Here is an 8882-nt window from a genome sequence, read left to right as displayed (position 1 = left end):
CCAATAGACGTAGTAAAAACATATATTGAAAATCAAAGTGAAAAGTGAGGTGAAATGATATGACAAAGCAGAATAAAGCATATAAATTCCGTTTGTATCCAACAGAAGACCAAGCACATCTTATGCGTAAAACCTTCGGTTGTGTACGTTTCGTTTATAATAGAATGTTAGCTGAACGGAAAGAAGCGTATGAAAAACATAAAGATGATACGGATCAACTAAAGAAACAAAAGCTTCCCACTCCTGCGAAATACAAAGCAGAATTTGAGTGGTTAAAAGAAGTTGATTCATTAGCTTTGGCAAATGCTCAACTAAACTTGCAAACTGCCTATAAAAATTTCTTTCGTGGTCAAAATGACTTCCCAACATTCAAAAGCAAAAAAGACAGAAAGTCTTATACAACGAATGTAGTGAACGGAAATATTATGTTGCTTAACGGTCATATCAAATTACCAAAACTGAAAATGGTACGTATCAAACAGCATAGAGAAATACCACAAGACCATATAATCAAGTCATGTACGATTTCTATGACACCTACTGGTAAATACTATGTGTCCATTTTGACTGAATACGAAAAAGAGATCTTACAAAAAGAAGTAGAAACAGTTGTTGGATTAGACTTTGCGATGGATCAATTATACGTCAGTTCTGAGGATGAGAGAGCCAATTATCCTAAGTTCTATCGTGAAATGTTAGACCGATTAGTAAAGGCTCAACGAGTATTATCAAGACGTACAAAAGGTTCAGGGCGTTGGAATAAACAACGTATCCGTGTAGCTAAGCTGCATGAAAAAGTAGCAAACCAACGTAAGAACTTCCTTCATCATAAGTCTAAAGAGTTAGCTACTCATTTTGATGTTGTAGCTATTGAAGATTTAAATATGAAGGGAATATCGCAAGCACTTCATTTTGGAAAAAGCGTCGCTGATAATGCTTGGGGTATGTTCACTTCTTTCTTAGCTTATAAACTAAATGAACAAGGCAAACAGCTTGTGAAAATAGACAAATGGTTTCCTTCCACAAAAACATGTAGCAGTTGTGGAAATGTGAAAAATGTGTCATTGTCTGAGCGAGTCTATTCTTGTATATGTGGTGTAAATCTCGATAGAGATTATAACGCAGCTATCAATATCAAAAATGAAGCAATACGTCTATTGGCGTTAGCATAGATAGCAATAAAATAACCCTTGGAACAAGGGAGTTAGCTCGGCTGTCTTAGGACGAATTCGTTAGCTACCAAAAGTAACGACTAACCGAGAAGCCCCCACTTCAAACAGTCCGTTAGGACGTTAAGTGGCGGGTAGTTCACATTATTAAATTGTATGGAAAGTTGGCTAACTAACTACAACTTACAAATTAAAGATATATCAGGTTTCATTTAATGTATATATTTTCCTGTTATGAGTCATTGAAATGTCAAATAAATTTGTTTTTTTATATTTATCAATATAGATGGAGTTGACAGAATAAAGTGTTATTTCTATTTAAATGTAAGAAGATTTTGTTAAAAATCCTATAAAAACCTATAAATGTATTGAGGATAATATGTACTACGATTCATTTAGGAGTGAGGAATATGGAATGAATATAGGGGGATTTTTCAATGGGTTGATCTGAAATATTTAGAAATAGATTAAAAACAAAGGAAATAAATGAATAGTTTTTGTTAAGGAATTCATTGAAATAGTTCGTAGATGAAGGGGAATATATGATTTAAAAGACATGGATTTCCTATATAAAAGAAGAAAGAGGATCCAACTATGGGGAAATACAAATACAAAATCAAAGTTAGTTAATGCATCTATTGAAGGGATGATAGAGGCATTAAAAGATGAAAATGAATGTTTACGTATGGAAGTCGATTATTTAAAGAAGTTAAAGGACTTCGTTCAAAAAGAGATGGAATTACAGAACAAGACAAAGCAAAAGTAACTTATCTTACAAAATTTGAAGGTATGGAACATATTAAGATAGTATTAGATAAGTATAATGTTCATTACAATCGCAAAAAAATCAAAGTACAGTTAAAAGGAATGAGTCCAGTACAATACCGGACTCACATTCAAACAGCCGCTTAATTTTTTGTTTAATTCTTCAGGTCCAATTCATTATAGGCAATCGAAAGTTGGCTTGCTACAATCAGTGATTGTTATTCTTTAACTTATCTCATATTACGTTAGTTTAAGTATTGAGAGTAAAAGAATAGGAATAGAAAAATTAATGTTTTGCTAAATAATCTATTAAAGAAACTTAAAGGAATAACAAGTTCTCCTATTGTAAGGATTTTAAGTTTATCCTTATTTAGTCCTTTTATTAATTCTTTTAATGTCTGGAAATTTATTTTATTAACGAAAGACCAACTTGGCACAGCTTTTGTATCTGAACCTATTTTGAAAATGATATGAATACTATGTGCACGAAAACCGCTTATTATTAAAATAAGCATAAACCCTAAAATAATGAACCAAGTCATTTTTCAACATCTCCTTTCAGTATTTAATATTAAGATATTAAAACTGTTGAGAAAGTGTGCTGTTGTCCATGAAAAATATTGAGAATTTGTTGAGGAAATATTGAGAATGTTGCAATGCGATTGATTGTAGGGGAGTTAGAGTTAATAATGCTTGTCAGATTATATGCGTGAAAAAAGGAAATAGGAAAGAGAACAGTTGCGTAGACTGTTCTCTTAAGGAGCGGAAGTGCTGAACATTTTCAATGACAATGATTCAACCATTCCGTTAATAGTATGTGCAAATATTTATAATTCATACAAGAAAGACGGCTATTAAAAATAGCCGCCTTGCCTCAGGGAGAATTCAAGAAAATCAGAGATTCATCATGGATACAGATTGGCTGTTACCAATCTATTCTTAGTATTGGAAATAATTCCATAAATTATTCGTAGGTTAAAATCTCAATTCATTGTAGGATGAGTGACATGCAAAGTAAAAAGAGCACTTTTTAAAAGTGCTCTTTTTAAGGTGTGTATTAGGACTTGAAAGAGGCATCAATGATAATTTAGAAGGAGATATTTCTATACAACATATGGAGGTACAATGGAAGGGTGACGATAAAAAATAAAAAGAGCAGTTAGAATGAACTAACTGCTCAGCTCTAGGGGAAATGAATAGTTTCAATTATCGAGACAATAAAAGGATAAGCAAAAAGGATTGAATTTGAAGAAAGTGTGTTGTTTTAATTGTATTAGGAGTTTTAATCATCGTATAACTATTTCCCCTAAATGAATGGATAAATTGGAAAGAAGTCTTTGTATATCCTATAGCCTTAATTCTATGTATGATACTTGGGCATTTTGGGTTACCAGAGTTTTCAATATTAGTAGGGTTAGTATGTATTGTATTAGGTTTCCTTATGGTAGTAGGAATTAGTATCATATAGAAAAAATAAGAGCACAGAGCACTTAAATAGAATGCTTTTTATTTTACATAGAAAAAGGAACCCAGAAGGGTTCCTTTTCTTATTCCGATCTATCTTAAGCGCATATAAGATAATGTTATTTTACATCTTAATATTAGGAATTACAATAATTAATTAGAAATTACAATGAAGTGTTGTAAATGGCAGAAAAACATAAACGTTCCTGCATGCTTAGGTTGTAATGAGCCTTGCATATGGATATTAAATGTCTATGATAAGTAAATCAGTCAAATATTTTTCTACCGGTGTATCATCAAGGTTGATTAATTCTTAAATATGAAGCAATACGCTAAAAGGTAGAAATACTTACAAATTTTAAAAGAATTCCTTTTGTGTACAAAGAAGCAAAATATTTTTATGATAAAATATAGAAAAAGATGATTAAGAAGGGATAATTAAAGTGAAACCAACAATTTATGATGTTGCGGAAAAAGCAGGTGTATCAATTGCAACTGTATCCAAAGTAATTAATCAAACTGGACGTATTAGTGAAAAAACAATAAACAAAGTAAATCAGGTAATGGATGAACTAGATTACCAGCCAAGTAGTGTAGCAGCAGCGTTAACAGGTAAAAAAACATATACGATTGGGGTACTTGTCCCAGATATCTCAAATCCTTTTTTTGCAGAAGTAGCAAGAGCTTTTGAAAATAGTGCACGAGAATCAGGGTATACACTCATTTTATGTAGTACAGACCATCAAACAAAACGTGAGCACGAGTATATTGATTTATTATTTAAAAAGCAAGTAGATGGCATTATAATTGCGACGGAACTAAATGATTATAAACTTGTTAAAAAAATCGTGAATCGAGATTTGCCACTTGTTTTATTCACTGTAGATCATCCTTCCATCACGACTCATGTTGTGACAACTGATGATATGAGGGGAGGCTATCTAGCTGGGAGTTATCTAACACAGAAAGGCCATACATCTTTAACGATTATGATGGAGAAGGATAGAAAAAGTAGCTTAGGGAGATTGACTGGTTTCAAACAAGCTCTTACAGATTCAGAGATTTCATTAGATGATGATGCTATAATTAGCTGCTATTCGAATGTGGAAGATAGCAAACGTGCAAGTAAAGAGTTACTTAATATACCTAACAGACCCACAGCGGTTTTTGCTTGTACAGATTTGATTGCTATATGCCTATTAAATGAAGCAAGAAAACAAGGGCTTTCGATTCCGGAAGATTTATCAATTATCGGATTTGATAATACAATCTATGCTGAGATTGCAGATCCTGGGTTAACGACGATTGAACAGCCAATTACACAAATGGCAGCTTGTACGTTTGAACAACTCTTAAAAACGATGGAAATGAAGGAACATGCTAAGCAAAAAATTACTATTATTCCTCAATTAGTAGAGCGATCATCAGTAAAGGATATTACATGTTAGCATTTTTGATATCCTACTTGAATGTAACAAAAAGAAGGTCATCGTAACTAAGTATAGTTACGATGACCTTCTTTTATATATAGGATTTATACAGAGAATTGCTCACCGCTTTTCGTATTTAAATCCTGTTCCATCTCATTTTCCTTTGGAATAGTAAGGAAATGAGTTAAAAATGCACCAAAGAAATACAAACCAGCAAAGATCCACATCACGCCGCCAACACCTAAAGGACCGATGAAGGCAGTTACTACTAATGGTCCAACAAATGCTGATAATCCTGAACCTAAATTTAAGACAGACATTGCAGCTCCTTTATTTTCAGGAGATAAAGATGGAACTAAAGCTGTAAGAGGTACATAACCGGCGAGTGTTGCTCCGTAGCAACAGGCAACAAATAATATAGCCCAATAATTATGCCCCACCATTTGAGGTACATAATAGAGTGCAAGAGTTACAATTCCGCAACCGACTCCTCCGAACCATTTAATTGTATTTACCCAACCAAACTTGTCTCCAACAATACCAAAAATAATATTAAACACCATATTTACAAAGAATAGAGTACCCCAAATTTGAAGCCATTCAGTCATCGTAAAATTATATTTCATCATATAAGTAGGCAGGAAAACAACAAATCCAAACTGAGCGGCCGAATTTATAATTTTTACAATACCGCCTATACCAACCTTAGGATTTTCAAATGCGATGGTAATGCCTTTTAGTAACTCACTTGATTTGTTAGCGCTTACGGTTTGTGCTTTAAATCTGTCCTTATTTACAACAATTGAGAACAATCCCCCAATGACAACAAAAATTAAAGCGCTCCATAATGTAGCGATTTCTCCGATTTTCGGAACCATATAGCTAGAATAAAAGGCTCCTATAACACTAAGCCCTAGCTGGAATACGAACCAGAACCAGCCAACTGCTCTTGAAAGCATTTGCTGAGGAGTACTGTAAGATACCCAAACTAGAAAAGAATAAGCAAATAAAGGATAACCGAACCCTCGTAGGGCATAACAAATTAATATTACGGGATAATTCATATGTTGAATTCCTATACCTATGAACCCGATTGAACCTAAAATGAATGATACTAAACCAAACGTCATGACTTTTCTTGGTCCCCACATTTGTACAAATACCCCTGAAAACCAAGAAGAAGCAGATACAGTAATACCGTAAATAGTAAACAAAAATGCAGCATGTTCTAGCGTTAATCCTTTTTCAACGAGATAAGGGGATAACCATCCCTGTTCTAAACCGTCCCCAATCATAAAAACAATAATCCCTATATATCCCCAAGTTAAATTAGAAGGGATCCCAATCCTGTCCATAAATGTTTTGTTTGAACTAATAGTGTTCATTCTCCCACCACCGATAAGTTATTTTTGGTTAAGCGCTTAATTCTTTTTGATAAAAAAAGTATACGCTTACATTATAGGGTCGTCAATGAAATTTTTTGACAATTTACAACTTTCATTTATAGGGACGTTCTATTTACTTATTGGACAATAAAATAATAATGAGTATGAAAAGAAAGGAATACCTTATAGATGGGAGTTTAGCCTTTAAAAGGCTTCGTTTTCTTTGTTATATCAGTATTTTAAAAGAATATATTTATAGCTTTTTAGATTATTTATTTCTAATTATTATTCTTTATTTTTATGTAATACGTTTATTGAAGGAACTTAAAATTCGGATGAAAAGGTAAGTATTCAAAAAAATAAAAATGTTTTCAATTTAGAATCAAGTGTGTATAATGAAGAAAAATAAGGAAAGCGCTTAACTAAAATTATTAGGCTAAACCTTATAGACTTTCATTTTTTTCTTAAATTTAAATAAAGAGGGAGAAATCATATGAATGTTTTAACGATTGGAATTATTGGGGCTGGACGAATTGGGAAACTGCATGTTGATAACTTGCAGCTTATGCCACAAGTAAAAATTAAAGCGGTTTCAGATGTAGTGATTAGTCATCTAGAAAAGTGGGCTGAGGATAAAGGGATTTCCACTCTGACTCCAAACTACCAGGATTTATTAGCAGATCCAGAAATTGATGCCGTCTTTATATGTTCACCAACAAATACACATGCGCAAATTATTAAAGAAGCGGCTCTTGCGAAAAAACATATTTTCTGTGAAAAGCCTGTTAGTTTCTCAGTAGAAGAAACATTAGAAGCATTAGAAGTGGTAAAAGAACAGGGAGTATCTCTTCAAGTAGGATTTAATCGTCGCTTTGATCCAAACTTCAGGAAAGTCTATGATCTTATTCAACAAGGAGAAGTAGGACACCCACATATTTTAAAAATTACGTCACGCGATCCACAACCACCAAGTATAGAGTATGTTCGTTCTTCAGGTGGATTGTTTATGGATATGATGATTCATGATTTTGATATGGCTCGTTATGTGATAAATAGTGAAGTCGTTGAAGTATTTGCATATGGCACAACATTAATTGATCCATCCATTCAGGAAGTAAATGATGTTGATACTGCAATTGTCACATTAAAATTTGCAAATGGAGCTTTAGGGGTAATTGATAATAGCCGTCAAGCTGTTTATGGATATGATCAGCGTGTTGAAGTGTTTGGTGAAAAAGGCGCGGTCGCTGCGGATAATTGCTGTCCGACAACAGTACAAGTTTCAAAAACAGAAGGTGTTGTAAAAGACAAGCCGCTTTATTTCTTCTTAGAGCGCTACACGCAAGCTTACATTGAGGAAGTAACACAATTTACAAAGTCAATTATAGAAGGACAAGCTGTTATTTGCAGTGGTAATGATGGATTACAAGCAGAGCGAATTGCGAAAGCTGCGAAGGAATCTTTGCTAACAGGAAAACCCGTTCAAATTGAACATAAACAGCCTGCATTAAATCAATAAAGAGAGTGCTTACTTATAGATAGATAAAGAGTTATGAATATTAGGTTTATAAAAATATGAACCATATCATTCACTCTTTCATAAAGCATGGGAGGTAGAAATAATGAATCCACTTATTTTTAAAGAAGATTGTCCATTAGACCTAATTGCAGTTGGACGTTTATGCGTTGATTTAAATGCCAATGAAACACAACGTCCTATGGAAGAAACAAGAACGTTTACTAAGTATGTGGGGGGATCTCCTGCGAATATCGCAATTGGTGCGGCGCGTCTTGGCTTACAAACAGGATTTATCGGTAAAGTGTCCGATGATCAAATGGGCCGTTTTATTACAGGGTACCTAAAGGATAACAATATTAATACAGATCAGATATCTATTGATCGTACTGGTGCAGTGACAGGTTTAGCTTTCACAGAAATTAAAAGCCCTGAAGATTGCAGTATTTTAATGTATCGCGACAATGTCGCAGATTTAAATCTTGATCCAACAGAAGTTTCTGAGGACTATATTAAACAATCAAAAGCTCTCTTAATTTCAGGAACAGCTTTAGCGAAAAGTCCTTCTCGCGAGGCGGTATTTTTAGCGCTAGAATATGCGCGTAAACATGATGTAGTCGTATTTTTTGATGTTGATTACCGCCCGTATACATGGCAATCAGAGGCTGAAACGGCTGTGTATTACAATCTAGCGGCTGAAAAATCTGATGTCATTATTGGGACGCGTGAAGAGTTCGATATGATGGAAAAACTATTAAACTACGAACAATCTAATGACCAAGTTACAGCTGAAAGGTGGTTTTCTCATCATGCGAAAATCGTCGTAATTAAGCACGGCGGGGATGGTTCAATCGCTTATACGAGAGACGGCCAATCACACCGAGGCGGTATCTTTAAAACAAAGGTATTAAAGACGTTTGGAGCTGGCGACTCGTATGCTTCTGCGTTTATTTATGGCCTAATGCAAGGACTTGAGATTCCTCAAGCGATGCGATTAGGTGGTGCTTCTGCTTCAATTGTTATTTCAAAACATAGCTGTTCTGATGCAATGCCAACAAGGGCAGAGATTTCAGCATTCATGGAAACGGCTGAGGAAATTGTATAAAAACATCATAAATGAGTAATCAAGTAAGTGCGTATCTTATGTACGCTT

At 34.0% G+C, this 8882-nt stretch carries 8 protein-coding genes; 6 read left to right on the top strand and 2 right to left on the bottom strand.

Annotation, left to right across the window (positions count from 1 at the left end; translation table 11 throughout):
- Nucleotides 1-59 precede the first annotated feature (59 nt).
- The 3 genes from AC22L0_RS25310 (at nucleotide 60) to AC22L0_RS25300 (ending at nucleotide 2081) form a co-directional block, all read left to right on the top strand.
- On the top strand, nucleotides 60-1172 hold the full coding sequence (locus AC22L0_RS25310) for an RNA-guided endonuclease TnpB family protein (protein WP_487272513.1): 1113 nt from the start codon (nucleotides 60-62) through the stop codon (nucleotides 1170-1172).
- Between the two features lie 553 nt (nucleotides 1173-1725).
- Entirely contained in the window at nucleotides 1726-1935 is a 210-nt protein-coding gene (locus tag AC22L0_RS25305; RefSeq protein ID WP_087965379.1) for a hypothetical protein, read from the top strand.
- The gene (locus tag AC22L0_RS25300; protein ID WP_003258988.1) at nucleotides 1845-2081 is read left to right on the top strand and encodes an IS3 family transposase; all 237 of its coding nucleotides are present in this window, start codon (nucleotides 1845-1847) and stop codon (nucleotides 2079-2081) included. The genes AC22L0_RS25305 and AC22L0_RS25300 overlap by 91 nt, the downstream gene beginning before the upstream one ends.
- A 98-nt stretch (nucleotides 2082-2179) precedes the next feature.
- Here the strand turns inward: AC22L0_RS25300 and AC22L0_RS25295 are convergent, their stop codons facing one another.
- A complete protein-coding gene (locus tag AC22L0_RS25295; protein WP_061402286.1) occupies nucleotides 2180-2476 on the bottom strand; it encodes a hypothetical protein in 297 nt (98 codons plus the stop codon).
- 1365 nt (nucleotides 2477-3841) lie between these two features.
- Between AC22L0_RS25295 and AC22L0_RS25290 the strand changes: the two genes are divergently transcribed.
- A complete protein-coding gene (locus tag AC22L0_RS25290) occupies nucleotides 3842-4846 on the top strand; it encodes a LacI family DNA-binding transcriptional regulator (RefSeq protein ID WP_087965381.1) in 1005 nt (334 codons plus the stop codon).
- An 86-nt stretch (nucleotides 4847-4932) separates the two neighbouring features.
- On the opposite strand, the gene AC22L0_RS25285 is transcribed toward AC22L0_RS25290, so the two are convergent.
- Complete coding sequence (locus AC22L0_RS25285; protein WP_087965383.1) at nucleotides 4933-6213, bottom strand: MFS transporter; 1281 nt, start codon at nucleotides 6211-6213, stop codon at nucleotides 4933-4935.
- 493 nt (nucleotides 6214-6706) lie between these two features.
- On the opposite strand from AC22L0_RS25285, the gene iolG reads away from it, so the two are divergent.
- Together iolG and iolC are read left to right on the top strand one after the other, a co-directional pair.
- Nucleotides 6707-7732 (top strand): inositol 2-dehydrogenase, encoded by a 1026-nt coding sequence (gene iolG, locus AC22L0_RS25280; protein WP_087965385.1) that lies wholly within the window; start codon nucleotides 6707-6709, stop codon nucleotides 7730-7732.
- A gap of 103 nt (nucleotides 7733-7835) precedes the next feature.
- On the top strand, nucleotides 7836-8834 hold the full coding sequence (iolC, locus tag AC22L0_RS25275) for a 5-dehydro-2-deoxygluconokinase (RefSeq protein WP_087965388.1): 999 nt from the start codon (nucleotides 7836-7838) through the stop codon (nucleotides 8832-8834).
- The last annotated feature ends 48 nt before the right edge of the window (nucleotides 8835-8882 follow it).

The sequence above is a fragment of the Bacillus sp. LQ01 genome, from assembly GCF_057624735.1.
This window is presented reverse-complemented; position numbering and strand designations above follow the sequence as displayed.